The 19,874-nt window shown below is 68.9% G+C and carries 8 protein-coding genes; 4 read left to right on the top strand and 4 right to left on the bottom strand.

Going from position 1 to position 19,874, the window contains the following annotated elements:
• Positions 1-104: 104 nt before the first annotated feature.
• The 4 genes from IPZ69_RS02255 to IPZ69_RS02240 all read right to left on the bottom strand — a co-directional run bounded on the left by IPZ69_RS02255 (position 105) and on the right by IPZ69_RS02240 (position 5,620).
• Positions 105-3,002, bottom strand: coding sequence for a non-ribosomal peptide synthetase (locus IPZ69_RS02255; RefSeq protein ID WP_235451914.1), 2,898 nt, complete (start codon positions 3,000-3,002; stop codon positions 105-107).
• A 59-nt stretch (positions 3,003-3,061) separates the two neighbouring features.
• On the bottom strand, positions 3,062-3,910 hold the full coding sequence (locus IPZ69_RS02250; protein WP_235451913.1) for a mycofactocin-coupled SDR family oxidoreductase: 849 nt from the start codon (positions 3,908-3,910) through the stop codon (positions 3,062-3,064).
• The gene (locus IPZ69_RS02245; protein ID WP_235451912.1) at positions 3,907-4,614 is read right to left on the bottom strand and encodes a thioesterase II family protein; all 708 of its coding nucleotides are present in this window, start codon (positions 4,612-4,614) and stop codon (positions 3,907-3,909) included. Before IPZ69_RS02245 ends, IPZ69_RS02250 begins: the two co-directional genes overlap by 4 nt.
• 337 nt (positions 4,615-4,951) lie before the next feature.
• Positions 4,952-5,620: an LmbU family transcriptional regulator gene (locus IPZ69_RS02240; protein WP_235451911.1), complete on the bottom strand. Its 669-nt coding sequence runs from the start codon at positions 5,618-5,620 to the stop codon at positions 4,952-4,954.
• A 685-nt stretch (positions 5,621-6,305) separates the two neighbouring features.
• Between IPZ69_RS02240 and IPZ69_RS02235 the strand changes: the two genes are divergently transcribed.
• From IPZ69_RS02235 to IPZ69_RS02220, 4 genes are all read left to right on the top strand, one after another.
• Complete coding sequence (locus tag IPZ69_RS02235; RefSeq protein WP_235451910.1) at positions 6,306-9,557, top strand: non-ribosomal peptide synthetase; 3,252 nt, start codon at positions 6,306-6,308, stop codon at positions 9,555-9,557.
• A gap of 138 nt (positions 9,558-9,695) precedes the next feature.
• Positions 9,696-11,495, top strand: a complete 1,800-nt coding sequence (locus IPZ69_RS02230) for a flavin-containing monooxygenase (protein WP_235451909.1) — start codon at positions 9,696-9,698, stop codon at positions 11,493-11,495.
• A 258-nt stretch (positions 11,496-11,753) separates the two neighbouring features.
• Entirely contained in the window at positions 11,754-18,377 is a 6,624-nt protein-coding gene (locus tag IPZ69_RS02225; protein ID WP_235451908.1) for a non-ribosomal peptide synthetase, read from the top strand.
• 174 nt (positions 18,378-18,551) lie between these two features.
• Complete coding sequence (locus IPZ69_RS02220) at positions 18,552-19,859, top strand: MFS transporter (RefSeq protein WP_235451907.1); 1,308 nt, start codon at positions 18,552-18,554, stop codon at positions 19,857-19,859.
• Positions 19,860-19,874 lie beyond the last annotated feature (15 nt).

Below are 19,874 nucleotides of genomic sequence, written 5' to 3'. Positions count from 1 at the left end.
CGTCCGAGCCGATCCGTCGCACCCAGCACGCGGGGCGGACCAGGCACGACAGGCTGCACACAGCACGTCGTCAAGTGAGCACCGGTCCCGTCCCTGCGACGAGGTCAGCTCCGCGCGCTACCAGTGGCAGCCGGGGCGTCGGAAGCGAGAGTGATCCGCCCCCTGGCCAGCTGGATGAACTGTCGTGCGAAGGAGTTCTGGTAGAACTCCCGCACGGTGATCTTCGGTACACCGAGCTCCTTGACCTCGGCCAGTACGCGGACGACCAGCAGCGAGTTGCCGCCCAGCGCGAAGAAGTTGTCCTCCGGGCCCACCTGCGTACCCAGGTGCCGGCTCCAGATGTCCAGCATGTCGCGCTCCAGCCGGTCGGTGGACCCGGTCTCGACGGGATCCGGGGACTCCGCCAAGGTCGGCCGAGCGGCCGTCGGTGCGGGGAGCTGTGCGACATCGACCTTCCCGTTGATCGTCAAGGGGATGGCATCGAGTTCTGTGACCGTCGCTGGGACCATGTAGTCGGGCAGAAGCTGCCTGGCATGCTCCGCGACCATGGCCACTGTCGCGTCCTTCTTGAGCACTACGTAGGCATCCAGCCGGTCGACTGCTCGATCGCCACTCTCGTCGTGGTGGACGACGACGGTCGCCCCGGAGACCGACGGTGCTCCGAGCAGGACGTTGCGGATCTCGTCCGGCTCGATCCGGTACCCGCGGATCTTCACCTGGCTGTCGATCCTGCCCAGATGTTCCAGGCACCCGTCGGGCCTCATGCGGCCCTTGTCGCCACTGCGGTAGATCCGCTCACCGGTCACCGGGTCGATGACGAAACGTCGCGCCGTGAGCTCCGGCTGCCCCTGGTAGTGACGGGCGACTCCAGCCCCGCCGACCCAGATCTCGCCCGCCGCTCCCACCGGCAGAACCTCTCCTCGCGGTCCACGTACGGACACCGACCAGCCGGGGAGCGCCGGGCCCACCGACCGGCTCCCCCGCAGAGCCGCCTGAGGCGTCACGGTCTGCGCCGTCACGTGCACGGTGGTCTCCGTGATCCCGAACATGTTGACCAGACGGCACTCCGCCTGCGGGTGGCGGGCGAACCAGGGCAGCAGCTCACGGGCGTCCAGCGGCTCACCGCCGAAGATCACCAGGCGCACCGCGAGCTCGGCGGGCGATTCCCGGTCCTGTGCGACGAGGGGCAGGAAGGCGGAGGGCGTCTGGTTGAGCACGGTGACGCGTCGTTCGGCGAGCAGGGCGTGGAACTCCCCCGTGTCCCGCGTGATCCAGAAGGGCACCACCACGAGTTGCCCGCCGGTCAGCAGACAGCCCCAGATCTCCCAGACGGAGAAGTCGAACGCGCTGGAGTGGAACATCGTCCAGACGTCGTCCGCGCCGAGCCCGAAGTCCTCGGCCGTGCCGTCGACCAGGGCCAGCACGTTGCGGTGCGGGACGACGACGCCCTTGGGCCGCCCCGTCGATCCGGACGTGTAGATGATGTAGGCGGGGTCGTTCTCGTCGCAGGGTGTGGTCCGGCCGCGGGAGACGCTCCGCTCGCCGAGCCGGAGCAGCTCCTCGGGGGGCACGGACCGAACGCCCTCGACGACCGGGAACACGTCGGCTGCGGCGACGACGACGCGCACCCCGGCGCTGCCGACCGTGTAACGCAGGCGCTCGTGCGGGTACTCGACGTCCATGGGTACGTAGGCGCAGCCGGACTTGAGTATCGCGAGCAAGGTGACGACGAGGGTCGCGTCGCGCTCCAGGCACACGCCGACCATGCTCCCCGGCACCGCCCCCGAGGAGCGCAGCCCCTCGGCCATGAGTTCGGCCCGCTCATCGAGCTGGCGATAGGTCAGGGTGCGGGTGCCGTCCGTGACGGCGATCGCGTCCGGGCGACGGCGTACCAGGTCCTCGAAGCGCCCGTGGACGGTCGAACCGGCCGTGGGGGTCGCGGCGACCGCAGGAGTCGCTCCCCGCCGGACGATGTCCGCGGCGCGTTCGGCCGGCATCAGAGGGGTGGCCGACAGCGGCAGTTCTTCACCGGACTCACCCAGATCCGCCAACCACTGGGCGACATGGGCAACTTGCTCGGCGAAAGCGCGCGCGATCCGCGGATCGATCACACCCTCGTCGTACCAGCAGGTGCCGCTCCAGGACCGGTCCGGGCGCTGCTCGGCCTGGATCGTGAGGGGGAAGACGGGTGCGAGGCAGGGGTAGTACTGCCGCGCGTCGTCCCACTCGCCGAAGACCATGCCCACCGGAATCGCGAGGCCACCCCCGAGTTCTGTCACCGGTTCGCCGTCCGGCTCCGGTGTCTCGGGCACACCGGCGAGGAAACCGGCGACGGACATGGCCTCGTCTGACTTGAGGACATACGTGGACAGCGCGTGCGGTCCTGTCGCGTCGGGGTCGAGCAGGGCGATCCGCGGTGTCTCCTCGGCGTCGTACCCGGCCAGGACGATGGCGGCCGCGGCAGTCAACAGCTTCTGGTCCACCGGGTTTTCGCAGACCGTCGTGGAGAATCCGGCCGCGCCGACGAAACCGCGGCGCGCGAGGTCACCGAGACCCCACTCAGGCCCCGCGAGCGGGACGGCCCCCGCCCCGCTCGTCTCACGCGCGGTGCCATGCCGACCCGCCCGGGGCAGGGAACCGCCGGTGAGGAACCCGGCCAAGTCGCTCAGTGCCGCCTGGGAAAGGGCGTCACGGGCGGCGACCAGCACCAGATCGGCGACGTCGTCCGTATGCCGCGCGAGCGTGATGCGCAGCCGCGGACCGGAGGTGGCGCGCAGCGGCCGGCGGGCTTCCTGTTCCGCGTACTGCTGCGCCGCCGGTGCCGTCGAGCGCTCCCGGGTGCGCCGTTCCCACAACACGCCTTCGGCGAGTTCGCCGACCTGTTCCAACCGTCGCCGAAGCTCACCACTGCTGGGGGGCTGTGGGCACCTGACCGTCAGACTGTGGCACATGGCGGCCTGCTCATGGCACTGGAACGGCACGGACCAGTGGGCTGTCGCCATGGGGGAACTCCTGTCGGTGCGCCAAGAAGGGTGCGGGGAACACGGTCGGCCGACGCGGATCAGCGCGCGGTGAAGCCCCCGTCGACGGTCAGTACGCTGCCGGTCACTTGGGGGGAGTCGTCACCTGCGAGCCAGAGGGCGGCGCCGGCGATGTCGGAGGGAGCGATGAGCGCGTTCATCGGCTGCGCCTGGACGAAGACCCTCTCGTGGTCTTCCACGGCCACGTCCAGGGAGCGAGCGATCTCGGACAGCATCCGGCCGTCGACCGTCGGGTCGTCCGCGACGGAGCCCGGGCAGAGGGCGTTGACCCGGACCTGGTAAGGCCCGTAGTCGAGAGCCGCGGCCTTGGTCAGCCCGATCAGCCCGTGCTTGGCGGCGACATACCCCGCGAAGTGCCGGTAGCCGACCAGACCGGCGGTGGATGAGACGTTGATGACGCTGCCTCGCCGCTGCGCGATCATCGTCGGCGCCACGGCTTTGATCATGCGCCACGCGCCGGAGAGGTCGACGTCGAGCATCAGACACCACTCGTCCTCGGTGATCTCGTGGACGGCCTTTCCCGAAGGGGCGGCGATGCCCGCGTTGTTGACGAGGACATCGATACGGCCGAAGCGGTCGAGCGCCTTCTCGACGGCCGGCGTGACACTGCCGCGTACGTCGACGGACTCCGCCAGTACCGCCGCGCCGCGCTCCTCGCAGAGCTTGGCGGTGTGCGTGAGCTGACCGCTCGTCGACAGAGGGTAGGGGACGCCCTCGATGTCCTCGCCCACGTCGAGCAGAACGAGGTCGGCTCCCTCTTCCGCGAACCGCAGCGCACAGGCGCGTCCCAGGCCACGGCCCGCGCCGGTGATCACCACGGTCCGGCCCTCCAGGGCCGCACCTGCGGTACTTCTGCTGTCGCGCGTCATGTGCGGGCGCCCCGCGCCGCGGCGTCGATGACAGCGAGCAATTCCTGTTCCCTGTCGGTCAGGTACATGTGTCCGCCCGCGAGTTCCATCAGCTCGAACGGCCCGGTGGTCACCGTCTCCCAGGTCGCGCACCGCGCCCGGCTCACCAGGGCGTCGTCCGTCCCGCGCAGGGCGGTGACAGGCAGCGTCAACGTCTCGTCCGAAACGGGTCGGTAGTCCTCGTGCAGGGCTACGTCCGCCCGTAGCAACGGAAGCAGCACCTCCCGCAGCTCGGGGTCGTCGAGTGCCGCATGCCGATACCCGGCGAGCTCCGCGACCCGCTCCACGAAGGTGTCGTCGTCGAGTTCCGCGGTCCGCCCGGTGCGACCGCTCCGGGGACCGGGGGACCCGCTCACGAAGAGGTGCTCCAGCGCGGTGAAGCCCTGCGCCTGGAGTTCACGAGCCGTCTCATAGGCGAGAACGGCGCCGAGACTGTGCCCGAAGAGCATCACCCGCTCCGCCCCGCCGACCAGGCGGAGCGCGGCCCCGGCAAGATCCTTGGCCGCCTCCGCGGCGTCCTTGTACGGGTCCTCCAGGAAACGCTCCTCCCGGCCCGGCATCTGCAATGGAACGATCCGAAGATCCTGCTCACCGTCGTTCGGCCAGGCCCTGTAGAAGCCGGCGCCGCTCCCGGCGAAGGGTACGCACAACAATGACAAGGTCATTTATCATCCTCATACTTGGAATGCCATTCGCCCAACAGCGCCTTCATCGTCATGGACACCGGTTAAACGCGTCCAGACAAATGAGGAATCCTGGTTTGTGTTGCCGGTGAAAACCTTGTCCCGTCGACCGGACAAGCGCACTCTGCACCGGGCGCCAGGTTCGTTCTTCAGGATATTTTGCGGCGAATCCATTCGAGGACGCCGAAGGCATTTACCTGGGCCTGGCCAACGGCGCGTGACAACATTCGCCGCGGCTCGCTTTCAGGACGGTACCGGCGGCCACCGCACGTCGGAAAGGCGCCCAGGAGGTCTCCCGACGTGCGACGGCACCCTCGCCTCAGGACCCGCCGGCAGCCCGCCGCAGTATCTCCATCGCCCAGGTCTCGACCGGCGCGCCTTCCTTCCTGGCAGCGGTCCGGATCTGTGCCAGGATTTCGGCCGGGAGTTCAATGTGCAGCAGGCCCGCTTCGGGCGAGGGGTCGGCATCGCGCCGGTCCGGACCCGAGCCGGATCCGGTCGCGGCGGGTTCGACCCGCTCCGAAGCCGAACTGGCCCCGGCGGGACCGACTTTGTCCAGCTCAGCGCGGCTCTCGGGCTCGGTCACCTCGCCCTGCCGCGCGCGGAGGCTGCTACGAACCTCCCCGCGAAGCTTGTTCCTGCTCCAGCCCATCGCTTCCGCTTTCCTCAGCCAGTAGTCCTGTTCCGGCTGGTCGAGCGCCACCACTTCAAGGTGATGACTGAAGCTCAGATTCTGCCGCCGGCGGGCCAGCGGGAACTTGCGCGCGACCCACGTGTAGTTACGAAGCGTCTGGTAGCTGAGCGACGTCCGCTTGATGGCTTCGTAGTAGCGGTCCTGGAACTCGGATTCACCATAAACCAGCCAGTCGGCGATCCACCAGGTAGAAGAGTCCGCGAAAGAGAGCAGTCCGGTCCCGACTTGCTCCCACATATTGAGGCTCTGCCTGGATGTGAACGACAAGCCGGACTTGTGGAACTGCACGCCCATGCTCAACAGCTGTCCCGCAGTGCTTGCCGTTGCAACATTCCGCGCAGTTGTCTCGTTTGTCCTCTTTGTTAGGATAGCAGTGCGCAACGATCCCCCGTTGGTTGATGCTTTCGCATGTATTGGCCAACCGTAACAGTTGGACGTCATCCACGGCGTAATTGTGCGCGATACGCGGGCCGCCCGCTACGGCACGGGGACGGGGCGACTGCCGCCCGCACTCGCATATTGCTACTCGCTCGGGATCGACACGAGCGCGAGAGCTCACGCGGGCCGGGGAGCCGTTCACCGATAAGAGGTTTCCTTTAAGCCAAATCTCTACTGGCGCCGGCTCCCCCATTTGCGTCACCCATTTCCGCACCGCCCCGTGCCGCCCATCGGACAATTCGCCATGTTCCCGGCCGATCGGTGCGAGAGTGCGTCTGCGTGCTGGCGGTGTCTCGCCGGCGAGACACCCGAGCGGAGCGAACTACCCCCGCCAGGGCTGGATATGACCCCGGAGAGGCGTCATGTTTGGGACCACGTTCTTCTCGCGGCGACGGCTCTTGATGCGGAGCGAGTGAAACCGTCTGACACGCGCTCGAACGATTGCGTTGATCGAGCCTGAAAATAAGGTGTTACCGAAGGAACGGCCGATCGATGGGGGAGGGCTTCCGTGCCCCGAATACGTCACACACATGGGCTGGATATGCCGGATCTTGAGGGTGACGGTCTCGCGGGCAAGCGTCATTCGCGTATGGTTCCCGCCTCATCACCGCAGCGCAGGATGTACTTCTCCTCGGTGATGCGACCGAACAACTCGTCTGACGTCTGGAGGCCGGTTCTTACCATCGATGGAGATCTCTCGATAGACCGGCTGGAGCGCGCGCTTCAGGTGCTGCGCAGCAGGCACGAGGCATTTCGAACCACATTCCTGGAGCGCGGCGGCGAAGTCTTCCAATTGGTGCACGACGAGGACGGCGACGCCACGCAGCCGGTCCTGATCGACCTCGTGGAGGCCGAGGGCGACTCGCAGGACGAGCGCCGAGCGTGGGCAGACACCGAGGCCAGGAGGGTCGTCGACCTCCCGTTCGACATTTCGTCGGGCCCGCTCTGGCGAACGTCGGTGATACGGATATCGCCGAGCCTCCACCTGGTGGTCTTCGTGTTCCACCACATCATCACGGACGAAATTTCCGGGAAGGTGTTCGCCGAAGAACTCCGTCTCGCCTACGCAGACCCGCACGCGCCCGCCTTCGCGGTGCCGGCCGCACAGTACGCCGACTTCTGCCTGACGGAGAACGCCTCCAAGGTGGATGAGGCCGCCCTGGATTACTGGCGTGGCCAGCTGGCAGGTATTCAGCCGGCGTCGATGCCCGAGGACGGAGAAAAGAGCCCGGGCAGAATGATCGGATCGAGGTTGCCGATCGCCGTCCCGCAGAATGTGGTGGCAGAATTCGAAGAGTTCTGCCGGGCTCGCTCGGTGACCCCGTTCACCGGCCTGCTGTCTGTATACTTCGTTCTGCTGCAGCGTTGGGCGGGATCGAGCGACATATCGGTCGGCACGCAGACGCTCAGCCGACCGAGCTCAGAACTTTTCGGAACGATCGGATTCTTCTCCAATACGGTGGCACTGCGCTGCCAGGTGGATTCGGCACTGACCTTCGATCAGCTTCTCGGTCTCGTGAGCGAAACGGTTCACGACGCACTGGACTACCAGGACGTTCCGTTCGAGGTGGTGGTGGGCGCACTGGCTCCCGAGCGTGACGCCGACCGCAACCCCCTGTTCCAGGCTGCCATCACCTACGGCATGCTCGACCTGAGCGACGTATGGGCACTCGAAGATCTCCAGGTGACGCTCCTGCCGGAACCTGCGGAATTGTCGGGGCTTCAGTTCGACCTGTCGCTGGACATACAGCGGCTGGCAGGCGAAGTCTCACTCAACGTCGAATTCAACCGCCAGCGGTTCTCCGAGGCAGCCATGCAGCGGTTCGCCAAGGCCTTTGGCGACCTGCTGGGCTCACTCAGCCGGCAACCCGATGTCGCGCTCGGCAGCATCCCGCTGCTCGACCAGGCCGCACTGACAAAAACGCTGGCGCTCGGCGCGAGCGGTGAACCGGAGGGCGGCCGTACTCCCTCGGAACCCACGTCCGCGTGGGACCTTTTCGAACTGACCGCGGCTACCGTGCCCGAACGGGAGGCAGTCGTCGCGGACGGCGCGCGGCTCACCTTCGCCGAACTGGCCGGCCGGGCGCGGACGATGGCCGCGGGCCTTGCGGCTCGCGGCGTGCGGACCGGCACCGTGGTGGGGATCTGCCTGGACAGGCGCAGCGATCTGATCGTCGCGATGCTCGCCACCTGGTGCGCGGGCGGCGCCTTCCTGCTGCTGGATCCGCAACAGCCCGAGTTCCGCCGCCGCCTGCTCCTCAAGGAGGCGGGCATCGCTCTCGTCATCGCGGACGAGGCGTTCGCCGAGGTGGAGGCCGTCTCGGCGGCCGACCTCCTGGCGGACGCGGAGAAGACCTCCGGAGACGATCCGGCCGACGGCGGCTTCGCGCGTCGCCCGGCCGCCGCTGCGGCCTACGTGGTCTTCACACCGGGTTCCACAGGAAAGCCGAGGGGTGTGGTCATCGATCAGGCGAACCTTCTCGCGCTCGCCACCACCCAACTGGCGCCGTTGTACGCACGGTTGCCCGAAGGCCGTCAGGTGAATGTCGGTGCGCTGAGTTCCCTGACCTCCGGCGTGTTCGTCAACCACTGTCTCGGCATGATCGCCTTCGGGCACCGGCTGCTGCTGATCGACGAAGAGGAGCGAACGGACCCGTATCAGCTCCTCGCCCGTGGATCGGACCCCGAAACGGCGATCGATGTACTCGACTGCGCGAGTGGCCGGCTGGAAATGCTGGTCGACGACGGCCTCCTGACGCTCCCCCACCCGCCGAAGATCGTGGTGATCGGTGGCGAGAGCCCGTCCGACCGGCTGTGGCAGCGCCTGCACGACCAACCCGGGCTGCTCGCGTTCCACGCCTACGGCCTCAACGAGTGCACCGTCGAGTCGGCCAGGGCGGAGATTCGCGAACACCCCAAGCCGGTAACCGGGCGCGCGACCGGCACGTCACGGATCTACGTCGTCGACGACCAGTTGCAGTTGCTGCCGCCCATGTTCGTCGGGGAGATCTGCATCGGTGGACTCGGCGTGGCCCAGGGGTATGCGGGACAGCCGGCGCACACCAGCGAGCGATTCGTGGCCGACCCCTTCAGCCAGGTCCCCGGACAGCGCATGTACCGCACCGGCGACAAGGGCCGGCTGCGTCCCGACGGGCAGTTGGAGCTGTGGGGGCGCCTCGACGACCAGGTCAAGATCCGCGGCCTGCGCATGGAGCCGGCGGAAGTGGAGGGCGTGCTGCTCGGGCACCCCGCCATCGCCCACGCCGCGGTCGTGGCGGCCCAGGCCGGCACCCGCATGGCCGAACTGGTGGCGTACGTCGTGCCGGGCGACGAAGGCCAGGACGCGCTGACGCCCGCCACCGTCCGGGAGTTCCTGAGCGGCAGGCTCCCCTCCGCGCTGTTGCCCGACCGGGTGCAGGTTCTCGCCGCTCTTCCGACCACTCCCGACGGGAGGTTGGACCGCAAGAAACTGTCGGGTGGCGATCCGTCGAGCACCGTGTCGGACACCGTCCGAAGCGTCTCGGCGTCCGCCGGCCCCCGTGAACGGCAGCTGTGCCGGATCGTGGCCGAGGTGATCGGCGTTCCGCAGACGGGCGCTGACGACAACTTCTTCGATCTCGGCGGAGATTCGCTGCTCGCCATGACCGTCATCGGTCGGGTGCGCGCCGTCATGGGCTGTGAGCTGCAGCTGCGGGCGTTCTTCGACATGCGGTCGCTCGGGGAGCTCGCCGCTCAGCTCAGCGCCGAGGTCAGCGCGCCCCGGCCCGTGCTGGGCAGGAGAGCGGACTCATGACGGTGGCGACGCGTTCGCACTCAGAGGGGGTCTGTCTCGCCGGCGAGACAGACCCACGGGCCTCGTCGAGTACCGACCACGACACATTCCAGGTGCTGGCCGGGCGGCCGGAGAAATGCATTCGGAGGAGAGACATCTATGTCCAGGCACAACGTGTCGGAGCACATGGCGAAAGTCGCCGCCGAGCGGGCCAAGCGACTGCGGCCGGACGGCATCGACCAATACCTGACCCTCAGTGGCGGGTTCGCGCACATGAACGAGGACCCCTTCACCGATCGCATCGAGCGCGAGCCGCACCGCGACCACGTCACGGTCGCGGTCATCGGCGGGGGGTTCGCCGGCCTGATGACGGGCGCCCACCTGAAGGAGGCGGGGGTCTCCGATGTCAGGATCGTCGACACCGGCGGCGACTTCGGCGGAACCTGGTACTGGAACAGGTACCCGGGCGCCCAGTGCGACATCGCGTCCATGATCTACCTGCCGTTGCTGGAGGAGACCGGCTACGTGCCCACCGAGTGGTACGTGCGCGGCCCGGAGATCCTGGAGCACTGCCAACGCATCGGCAAGCAGTACGGGTTGTACGAGAACGCGCTCTTCCACACCCGGGTCACCGGCTTGGACTGGGACGAGTCCGCCCAACTGTGGACGGTGCGGACCGACCGCGGTGACGAGTTCACCGCCCAGTTCGTGATCCTGGGGCTCGGCCACCTGTCCGTGCCGAAGCTCCCCGGGATCCCGGGCATCGAGACCTTCGCGGGCCACACCTTCCACGCGAGCCGATGGGACTACGCCTACACCGGCGACCCGGTCGGCGGACCGCTGGGCAACCTGCGGGACAAGCGGGTGGCGATCATCGGCACCGGCGCCACCGCGGTGCAGTGCGTCCCTCACCTGGCCACCGCATGCCGGGAACTGTTCGTGTTCCAGCGCACGCCTTCCGTCATCGAGGTCCGCGACAACCGGCCGATCGACCCGGAGTGGTTCGCGCAGATGGCCACGCCTGGATGGCAGCAGCGCTGGCTGGACAACTACGCGGCCAACATGACGTCGGCCGAGCAGCCGGCCGAGGATCTGATCAACGACGGCTGGACCGCCATGGCCAGGATGTGGCGCAACGCCGGAGAGGGCTCGAAGCCGGACTCGGACACGTCCGAGGAGATCGGCGGCCCGTACTACGCGGACATCGAGAAGATGGGCCGGCTCCACGCCCGGGTGGAGGAGACGGTCAAGGACGCACGGACCGCGGAACTCCTCAAGCCCTGGTACTGGCTTCCGTGCAAGCGCATGACCTTCCACGACGAGTATCTGGACGCCTACAACGAGCCGACGGTCCGTCTCGTCGACACGGACGGCAAGGGGGTCGAGCGGATCACGCCGCGAGGTGTCGTGGTGGACGGCACCGAGTACGAGGTGGACTGCATCATCCACGCGTCGGGGTTCGAGGTCGGCACCGCGCCCACCCGGCGCGCCGGATTCGACCCCGTCGGCACGGACGGCAGGCGACTGTCGGAGCACTGGACCGACGGCATGCGCACGATGCACGGACTCCATGTGCACGGGTTCCCGAACGCGTTCCTCGTTCAGTCGCTCACGGGCGGGACGCGGTTCTCCAACCTCTCGCACAACCTGTCCGAGGCGGCCAAGACCGTCGCCGCCGTCGTCGCGCACGCGGTCACCACGGGGGCCGACGTCGTCGAACTCACCCGGCAGGCGGAGGACGCCTGGATGAGCAACGTGGGAGTCGATGCGGAGTGGCGCACGTTCCTGGGCACGGAATGCACCCCCGGCTACTCCAACAACGAGGGAACGGATCTCGGTCCGCATTCCCTTTGGGACGAATACGAGTTCCCCGATGGCCTGGGCTTCTTCCGGCACCTTCAGGAATGGCGGGGCAGCGGGGAGTTCGACGGCCTGGAATTCCACCGTTCGGACAGGTGAAGCCGCTTGCCGCGTCTCGCCGGCGAGACAGTCCTCCCGGGCTCCGTCGAGTGATGCCCGGGACTCATTCACCCTGGCGAGTGCCGCCTGCTAGCCTCGCGAAGTCGATACAACTCCGTTTTCCCTTTGCCAATTAATTCTGCCGACATAACGGCTCCCGATCCCGCTGCGGCCCGACGCCTGGCCGGTGATTTCGGCGCCCGAGCCATCGGCTGCGGATCGCGACTGGTAACGGTCGGAAACAGCGAGGTAGCCTGCATGATTCCGTTGTCGTTTGCGCAGCAGCGGTTGTGGATCATCGGTCAGTTGGCGGGGCCGAGCGCGGCGTACAACATGCCGTTGGTGCTGCGTCTGTCCGGGGCGTTGGACCGGCAGGCGCTGGCGGCGGCACTGGGTGACGTGGTGGGCCGGCACGAGAGCCTGCGGACCGTCTTCCCGGTCGTCGACGGCGAACCCGTCCAGCAGATCGTGCCCGCCGACGCGGTCACGCTGCCCCTGGCCTGGACGGACACCGACGACGAGCAGGTGACCGACCTCGCGGTCCAGGCCGCCGGATACGTCTTCGACCTCGCCACCGAAATCCCGCTGCGCGCCCACGCCTTCCGCACCGGACCTGACGAACACGTCCTGGTCCTGCTGGTCCACCACATCGCCTGCGACGGCTGGTCGGTCGGCCCCCTGGGCAAGGACCTCGCCACCGCTTACGCGGCACGAACCGCCGGCACGACCCCGGCATGGACCGAACTCCCCGTCCAGTACGCCGACTACACCCTGTGGCAGCGCGACCTGCTCGGCTCCGAGAACGACCCCACCAGCGCCGTCGCCCGCCAGTCCGCCTTCTGGCGCGACGCACTGGCCGCACTCCCCGTCGAACTGGACCTGCCCTTCGACCGGCCACGCCCCGCGACGGCCGCCCAGCACGGCGCCCAGGTACCGCTCACCATCGACGCGGAAGTCCACACCCGCATCACGGAGCTGGCCCGACAGACCGGCGTGACACCGTTCATGGTCGTCCAGGCCGCCCTGGCCGTCCTGCTGTCCCGACTCGGAGGCGGCACCGACATCCCGCTCGGCACACCGGTCGCCGGACGCACCGAAGAAGCCCTCCACGACCTGATCGGCTTCTTCCTCAACACCCTCGTCCTGCGCACCGACGTCTCCGGCGACCCCACCTTCACCCAACTCCTCACCCGAGTACGGGAAACAGACCTCGCCGCCTTCGAGAACCAGGACCTCCCCTTCGAACGCATGGTGGAGATCATCGCTCCACCACGGACCGCGGCACGCCACCCCCTCTTCCAGGTCATGCTGTCCTTCGACACCAGCACCGAAGCCGCCTTCGACCTCCCCGGACTCAAGACCGGCGAATTCGAGATCCCCGGACAGGAAACAGCCAAATTCGACCTCAACTTCGAGTTCGAGGAGCGGTTCGGTCCGGAGGGCCGGCCGACCGGCATCAAGGGGATTCTCGAGTACGCCACCGACCTGTTCGACCACCACACGGTCCAGGCATTGGCCGAGCGGCTCAACCACCTGCTCGGAGAACTGACCTCCGACCCCGACCAGCCGATCGGCCTGGCGGACCACCAGACGCAGACCCGCGGGTTCCGCAGCGAACTCGGCGAGGTCGAGGCGGTACTCGCGGGGTATCCCGGCATCGCCGAGGCCACGATCGTCTCCCGCGAGGACATCCCCGGCGACAAGCGTCTGGTCGGCTACGTGGTGCCCGGCCCCGGCCTCGACCCGGAAGTCACCGTACGGCTGCCCGCGATCCTGCGCGAGCACGCTGCCGGGCTGCTGCCCGCGCACGTGGTGCCGGCCGCGGTCGTGGTCCTGGACCGGCTGCCGCTGACGGATCACGGGAAACCGGACCACGAGGCCCTGCCCGCACCGGACCATGCCGTCGTGGCCGCCCGCCGTGCTCCGACGACCGTCCAGGAAGAGATCCTGTGCGCCGCGTTCGCCAAGGTGCTGAACCTGGAGCTGTCCACCGTCGGCACCGACGACAACTTCTTCCTTCTCGGCGGGCACTCCCTGCTCGCGACCCGGCTGGTCGCCCGCATCCGCGCCCTGCTCGGGGTCGAACTCGGCATCCGTACGCTGTTCGAGGCCCCCAACATCGCCGCCCTGGCCAAGGCGCTGGCCGGGGCGGGCCCCTCGCGTCCGGCGCTGGTGACCGCGGATCGTCCGGAGCCGCTGCCGTTGTCGTCCGCGCAGCAGCGGTTGTGGTTCCTGCACGAGTTGGAGGGACCGAGCGCCACCTACAACATCCCGGCGGTCATCAGGCTTTCCGGTGCGATCGACACCGGTGCGCTGGACGCGGCGTTGCGGGATGTCCTCGGGCGCCACGAGGTGCTGCGCACGCTCTTCCCGTCGGTCGAGGGACGGCCGTACCAGCGGGTGGTGCCGGTCGAGGAGCTCGGCGGGGTGCTCACCGTGGTCCCGGCCGACCAGGTCGGGCCGTCCGGCGTGACCGCGTCGATCGCCGAGGCGGAGCGCCACTGCTTCGACCTGTCGGCCGAAGTCCCGTTCCGGGCCTGGCTTTTCGAAGCCGGTGCGGACGAACACGTGCTGGTGCTGCTCGTGCACCACATCGCCGGTGACGGCTGGTCGCTGGTGCCGCTGGCCCGGGACCTCTCCGTGGCGTACACAGCGCGCCTGGCCGACCAGGAACCCGGATGGGAGCCGCTACCGGTCCAGTACGCGGACTACACACTCTGGCAGCGTGAACTGCTCGGCGAGGCGCAGGACCCCGAGAGCCTGCTGAGCAAGCAACTGGCCTACTGGCGCCGCGCGCTGTCCGACATACCGGAGGAACTGCCGCTGCCCGTCGACCGTGCCCGCCCCGCGGTGGCCACGCATCAGGGCGGGAGCGTGACGCTGGAGATCCCCGCGCCGCTGCACGCCCGGGTCGCCGAACTGGCCCGGGACGAGGGCGCGACGGTCTTCATGGTGCTCCAGGCCGCGTTGGCCGTGCTGCTCTCCCGGCTCGGCGCCGGCCAGGACATCGTGATCGGGACCCCGACGGCCGGGCGCACCGACACCGCGCTCGACGACCTCGTCGGGTTCTTCGTCAACACCCTCGTCCTGCGTACGGACGTGTCCGGCGGTCCGTCCTTCGGTGAACTGCTCGCCCGGGTGCGGGAGCAGGCGCTCGACGCGTTGGCGCACCAGGACGTACCGTTCGAGCGCCTGGTCGAGGAGCTGGCCCCGGCCCGCTCCATGGCCCGCCATCCGCTGTTCCAGGTCGCGCTCGCGCTCCAGAACAACGCCGATCCCGTGCTCCAACTGCCCGGTCTGCGCACGAGCGTCCTGCCCGACGAGGACACCCCGGCGAAGTTCGACCTCTCCTTCGACCTGAGCGAACGCTTCGACGAGAACGGCCGGCCCGCCGGAATGACCGGCGAGATCTTCTACGCCGTCGACCTGTTCGACCATGCAAGCATCGAGCAGCTCGCCGAACGCTTCACCCGTGTCCTCGACACCCTGGCCACCGGCCCGGACCAGCGGGTCGACCAGGTCCCGGTGCTCTCGGCCGCGGAGCAGGAGAAGGTGCTGCACACCTGGAACGACACCTCCCGCTCCGTCCCGCCCACGACTCTGACGGCGCTCTTCCAGGACCAGGCCGCCCGCACCCCCGAGGCCACCGCGGTCGTCTTCGACGGCACCACCTTGACCTACGGCGAGCTCAACACCCGCGCCAACCGGCTCGCGCACCACCTGATCGAGCACGGGGTCGGCCCCGAGGACATCGTGGGCATGGCACTGCCACGGTCGATCGACCTCGTCGTGGCGATGCTCGGCGTACTCAAGGCGGGCGCGGCGTATCTCCCGATCGACACCGAATACCCGAAGGAACGGGTCCGGTTCATGATCGAGGACGCGAAGCCGTCGTACGTGGTGACGCTCCAGGCCACCGTGGCATGGCTGCCGGCCGACGCACCCCTTCTGGTCCTGGACGACGCCGCCACCCAGGAAGAGCTGACCGCACACCCGGCCTGGAGTCACGACCCGACCGACATCGAGCGCACCGGCCGGCTTACCCCCGCCCATCCTGCCTACGTCATCTACACCTCCGGCTCCACCGGAACTCCCAAGGGCGTGGCGGTACCGCACCACAGCATCACCAACTTCATCACCGTTCACCGTGAGTCGGTCTTCGCCTGCGCCGCCGATCTGTCGGACAGCCGCCCGCTGCGGGTCGCGCTGACCACCTCCATATCCTTCGACGCGGTGTGGGACCAGCTGTCGTGCCTGCTGGAGGGGCACGAGCTGCACGTCGTGAGCACGGAGGTGCTCTCCGACATCGGCCTCCTCGCGACCTGGCTGGACGCACACGACGTCGACTTCCTGGAGCTGACCCCCACGCACATGGCCGCCGCCGTGTCGGAAGGCCTGTTCGACAACGGCCGCCGTACTCCGGCACTGCTCGTGGTCGGTGGCGAGGCCGTGCCCGACTCGCTCTGGGAGTGGCTCGGATCGCTGGGTGAGGGCACCCGCAGCTTCAGCTTCTACGGGCCCACGGAATGCACGGTCTACCAGGTCTTCGCCGAGCCGCGATCCACACCGCGGCCGATACTCGGCGGACCCACCTTCAACATGCGGGTGTTCGTGCTCGACGACGGCCTGGAACCGGTGGCACCCGGTGTGACGGGCGAGTTGTACGTGACGGGTGCCGGTCTGGCGCGTGGCTACCTGAACCGTCCCGCACTGACCGCGGAGCGGTTCGTGGCGTGCCCGTTCGGTGCGCCCGGCGAGCGGATGTACCGGACCGGGGACCTGGCGCGGTGGCGGGCCGACGGTACCCTCGAGTTCGTCGGCCGGGCCGACGACCAGGTGAAGATCCGGGGGTTCCGGATCGAGATCGGGGAGGTCGAGGCGGTGCTGGCCCGGTATCCCGGTATCGCCCGTGCCGTGGCGGTGGTCCGCGAGGACATCCCTGGTGACAAGCGTCTGGTCGGTTATGTGGTACCCGCCCCGGGTCAATCCCCGGAACAGATCGCGCAGTTGCCCGGCCTGTCGCGCCGGCATGCCGCGGGGCCGCTTCCGGAGTACATGGTGCCGGCCGCGGTCGTGGTCCTGGACCGGCTGCCGTTGACCGCCAACGGCAAGCTGGACCGCAAGGCCCTGCCCGTCCCGGACTACGCGGTCGCCTCGACTCACCGCGCTCCGACGACCGTGCGGGAGGAGATGCTGTGTGCGGCGTTCGCCGAGGTGCTGGGTCTGCCCGGCGTCGGCGTTGACGACCACTTCTTCGAACTCGGCGGGCACTCCCTTCTCGCGACCCGGCTGGTCGCCCGCATCCGCGCCCTGCTCGGGATGGAGATCACCATCCGCGCGTTGTTCGAGGCCCCCACTGTCGCCGCCCTGGCCGGTGCGCTGGTCGAGGCGGGACCCTCCCGTCCGGCGCTGGTGGCCGCGGTTCGTCCGGAGTCGCTGCCGTTGTCGTTTGCGCAGCAGCGGTTGTGGATCATCGGTCAGTTGGCGGGGCCGAGCGCGGCGTACAACATGCCGTTGGTGCTGCGTCTGTCCGGACCGCTGGACCGGCAGGCGCTGGCGGCGGCACTGGCCGACGTGGTGGGCCGGCACGAGAGCCTGCGGACCGTCTTCCCGGTCATCGACGGCGAACCCGTCCAGCAGATCGTGCCCGCCGACGAGATCACCGTGCCGCTGGCCTGGACGGACACCGACGAGGAGCACGTGACCGACCTGGTGATCCAGGCCGCCGGACATGTCTTCGACCTCGCCGGCGAAATCCCGCTCCGGGCACAGGTCTTCGCCACCGGCCCCGACGAACACGTCCTGGTTCTGCTGGTCCACCACATCGCCTGCGACGGCTGGTCGGTCGGCCCCCTGGGCAACGACCTCGCCACCGCCTACACCGCACGGACCGCCGGAACAGCCCCCGCCTGGACCGAACTCCCCGTCCAGTACGCCGATTACGCCCTGTGGCAGCGCGACCTGCTCGGCTCCGAGAACGACCCCACCAGCACCGCCGCCCGCCAGTCCGCCTTCTGGCGCGACGCCCTGGCCGCACTGCCGGTGGAACTCAACCTGCCCGTCGACCGGCCACGCCCCGCCACCCCCGCCCGGCACGGCGCCCGGGTCCCCGTCACCATCGACGCCGAAGTCCACACCCACGTCACGGAGTTGGCCAGGCGGACGGGCGGGACCCCGTTCATGGTGGTCCAGGCCGCCCTCGCCGTCCTGCTGTCCCGGCTCACCGGCGACACCGACATCCCGCTCGGCACGCCCGTCGCCGGACGCACCGAGGAAGTCCTCCACGACCTGGTCGGCTTCTTCCTCAACACCCTCGTCCTGCGCACCGACGTCTCCGGCGACCCCACCTTCGCCGAACTCCTCACCCGGGTACGGGAGACAGACCTCGCCGCCTTCGAGAACCAGGACCTCCCCCTCGAACGCCTCGTCGAGATCATCGCCCCACCACGGACCGCGGCACGCCACCCCCTCTTCCAGGTCATGCTGTCCTTCGACACCAACACCGAAGCCGCCTTCGACCTCCCCGGACTCGACATCGGCGAGTTCGAGATCCCGGAACACGAATCCCCCAAGTTCGACCTGAACTTCCTGCTGCGGGGGTCGTACGAGCCGGACGGGCGACCGACCGGCATCACGGGGATCATCGCGTACGCCACCGACCTGTTCGACCACCACACGGTCCAGACCTGGGCCGAGCGGCTCAGCCTGCTGGTCGCGGAGCTGACCTCCGACCCCGACCAGCCCATCGGCAAGGTGGAAGTCCCGGAACCGGCTCGACGGAACGCGAACCCTGACCGGTCGGCGACCCGGCCGGCGCTCGGCCCCGGCAGGCGGCGGGTGCTGGCCCGCCCCGGTCTCCCGCCGGAGCAGCCGCTCGGCTGAGCCACACGTGACCGAGTGCCCGGGAGAAGTCCAGGCACGCCCCCCACACCGCCCGGCACCTCCCCGATCACCCGTGCGGCGAAATCGACCCGATAGGAAGACAGTGATGGACCAACGCGCCGAGACCCCGCGTTCCCGACCGGGAACCGAGATCCGTCAGGCGGTGCGGCGCCCATGAGCGAGGACACCTCGAGCGCCGGGAAGAAGCCGGCTTCGCTGTTCCGCCAGCGGAACTTCGCGCTGCTGTGGACGGGTCAGTCGGCCTCGCTCTTCGGTTCCCAGATCACCTACGTCGCGATGCCGCTGACCGCGGTCCTGCTGCTCCACGCGACGCCGATGGAAGCCGGCGTGCTCGTCGCCCTCGAGACGCTGCCGTTCCTGCTCTTCGGCCTCTTCGTCGGCGTGATGCTGGACCGCCGGGCGCGCCGGTCCGTGATGATCGTCGCCGATGTCGTGCGTGCCGCGGCCCTCGCCTGGATCCCCGTCGCGCACTGGCTCGATGTGCTGAACATCGGTCAGCTCTTCGTCGTGGTCTTCGTCGTCGGCGTGATGACCGTGTTCTTCGACCTCGCCCACCAGTCCTACACACCCGGTCTGATCGGCCGGGACCGGCTCGGCGAGGCGAACGCGAAGCTGGAACTGTCGGACTCGATGGCGCAGGTCGTCGGGCCGGGCGCGGCGGGCCTGCTGATCAGCGCGCTCAGCGCCCCGGTGGCGATCGCGGTGGACGCGGCGAGCTACGCCCTGTCCTTCTTCACGGTGGCGGGACTGCCGGCCGACGAGGCGCCGAAGCCTCAGCCCGGGGCGGAGACCCTCTCGGTGCGGGCCTCGATCCGTGAGGGATTCGCCGCGATCGTGCGGCACCCGCTGCTGCGCTGGTTCACCACGGCCGCGCTGATCATCAACCTGTTCTCCGGCGCCCTGATGTCGGTGTTCTTCCTCTATCTGCTCCGGGTCCTCGACATGGGCTCGAAGCAGGTCGGCCTGATCGTCGCGGTCGGCAGCGTCGGTGCCCTGGTCGGCGTCCTTCTGGTCGGCCCGCTGACCGGACGGTTCGGCGTCGGCCCGACCCTGATCCTGACGATGGCGCTGCCCGGCCTCGGCTATCTCGTCCTGGCGGCCGTGCACGGCCACTCACTGGCCGCGCTCGCCGTCGTCGCGCTCTCCTCCTTCGTCGTCCAGCTCAGCGTTCCCGTCTTCAACGTGACGGTGATCAGCTTCCGGCAGGTCTCCACCCCGGACGAGCTGCTCGGGCGGGTGAACGCCACGGCCCGTACCTGCGCGCTGGGCGCGTTCTCGCTCGGCTCGCTGCTCGGCGGTGCGCTCGCCTCCGGAACCGGGCTGCGGACGGCGATCGTGCTGGCCGCGAGCGGGACGTTCCTGGCCTCCCTGGCCCTGCTGTTCTCGCCCGTGCGCACGGTACGCCGCCTTGAGGCGCCCGCCACCGATGCCGACTCGGCCGCCGCGCCGGAGCCCGCATGACCCTTCAGGAGCAGA

The sequence above is a fragment of the Streptomyces olivochromogenes genome (assembly GCF_021538895.1).
Lineage (GTDB): Bacteria > Actinomycetota > Actinomycetes > Streptomycetales > Streptomycetaceae > Streptomyces > Streptomyces olivochromogenes_A.
This window is presented reverse-complemented; position numbering and strand designations above follow the sequence as displayed.